Raw genomic sequence first — 1,048 nt, 5'->3', positions numbered from 1 at the left:
CGCGCAGGATGTTGATCTGGCGGGGGGTGTTGTTGACGTGGTCGTCTCCGCGGATCACGTGGGTGATCTGCATATCCATGTCGTCAACGACCACGCAGAAGTTGTACGTGGGCGTACCGTCGGGGCGCGCGATCACCAGGTCGTCGAGTTCGTCGTTGGAGATTTCGATGCGGCCCTTCACTGCGTCGTCCCACACGACGCTCCCACCGATCGGGTTCTTGAAGCGGATCACAGGCTGCACGCCGGCCGGCGGCGTCGGCAGAACCTTGCCGGGCATGGGGCGCCAGGTGCCGTCGTAACGGGGCTTCTCGCCGCGCTCGCGTTGCGCCTCGCGCAGGGCATCCAGCTCTTCGGTGCTCATGTAGCACGGGTAAGCCAGATCCTGCTGAACCATCTGCGCGACCACGGCGCGGTAACGGTCCATGCGCTGCATCTGGTAGAACGGGCCTTCGTCGATATCCATGTCCAGCCACGCCATCGCTTCCAGGATCACGTCGACGGCTTCCTGGCTGGAGCGCTCCACGTCGGTGTCTTCGATGCGCAGGATGAAATCGCCCTTCATCTTGCGTGCGAAGGCCCACGGATAAAGTGCCGAGCGGATGTTGCCCAGGTGGATGAAGCCGGTGGGGCTGGGGGCGAAACGAGTGCGGACGCGCTGTGTCATAGGAATGGCTGAACGAATAAGGCCGCGTGATCGAATCCTGAGCGCGGATCCTGAGCGGCCTCTATCAAAACCGAAATTATAGCAACCGAGCTGCGCCTGTCTGACCGAGCCGTCGCCGAACTTTGGCACAATGGCGGCCGGCCGCAGCGCGCTCGGGTACGACCGAACATCACTGCGCGACATATCCAACCGCCCCAACCTCCTCATGCAACGCCGCCTCTTCCTGGGCGCCGCCGGCGCCTCGATGCTCTCCGCCTGCACCGTGACGGGCTTTTCGTCCAGCAAAAGCGAAACGCCCGTCACCCCCGCCACGGCCGTACTGCCGCCCACGGCCCAGCCAGCCACACAGCCCGTGCGGATCGGATTGGCACTGGGCGGCGGCGC

The 1,048-nt window shown here is 64.6% G+C and carries 1 protein-coding gene and 1 pseudogene; one reads left to right on the top strand and one right to left on the bottom strand.

What is annotated here, in order from left to right:
• A partial coding sequence (gene gltX, locus FUT88_RS24945) for a glutamate--tRNA ligase (RefSeq protein ID WP_147219212.1) occupies positions 1–664 on the bottom strand: 664 nt, incomplete at its 3' end.
• Between the two features lie 205 nt (positions 665–869).
• Between gltX and FUT88_RS27005 the strand changes: the two are divergent.
• Positions 870–1,048: pseudogene (locus FUT88_RS27005) on the top strand (patatin-like phospholipase family protein); the annotation flags it as partial.

This window comes from Ralstonia sp. TCR112 (assembly GCF_007997035.1).
Taxonomy (GTDB): domain Bacteria; phylum Pseudomonadota; class Gammaproteobacteria; order Burkholderiales; family Burkholderiaceae; genus Ralstonia; species Ralstonia edaphi.
Note: the sequence above shows the minus strand (reverse complement) of the source record. Positions and strands in the feature narration are given on the sequence as shown.